At 36.1% G+C, this 573-nt stretch carries 1 protein-coding gene and 1 pseudogene; one reads left to right on the forward strand and one right to left on the reverse strand.

Annotation, left to right across the window (positions count from 1 at the left end; all coding sequences use genetic code 11):
* A partial coding sequence (locus tag ACWHAR_RS30235; RefSeq protein ID WP_452088825.1) for a hypothetical protein occupies nt 1-138 on the reverse strand: 138 nt, incomplete at its 3' end.
* Between the two features lie 203 nt (nt 139-341).
* Between ACWHAR_RS30235 and ACWHAR_RS30240 the strand changes: the two are divergent.
* Nucleotides 342-573 (forward strand): annotated as a pseudogene (locus ACWHAR_RS30240) (SWIM zinc finger family protein); the annotation flags it as partial.

Raw genomic sequence — 573 nt, forward strand, 5'->3', positions numbered from 1 at the left:
TGCATATCCATTTTTAATATGAGAAATCAAATTTTCAAGCATTTCCTTCGTCGTCATCTCAGATGACTGCTCACCAATTTCATGTGCATGCATCAAAATTTTCAGAAATTCTTCTTGATTCAATTTCTTTTCACTCATCTTTTTTTTCCTTTCAGCTTCCATTAAGTTGAAAACACGATTATTATATGATGCTGGTTATCAATTTGCAATCTCTAATACATCATTCGACACATCCCATTTTTTATGTCCTTTTTTAGGAAAAACTTTTTAAGGCCGATGTGTTGCGATATAATAGAGAAATTGGATCTTTTTATTACGTGACTCGGTTAGGAGCGATAATCATGCTTCAGAATATGATTTCCAAAGACGATGTGCTGGCATATGCTGAACAGTTAAAAGAACTTCTTCCTTACAATGAGGAAAATGTTCAGCTGATCAAAAAAGCCCTTATTTTATATCGGCAGGATTCAGTCTATCGTTTACAAGCAGTGAGTCCGACGGAAGTTACGGCTTACGTGCAGGATGTTGTGCCTGTGCGGGTCACATTGAACTTGTTTGTCATAGTCAAAAGCG

Source organism: Bacillus sp. LR--39 (assembly GCF_053613335.1).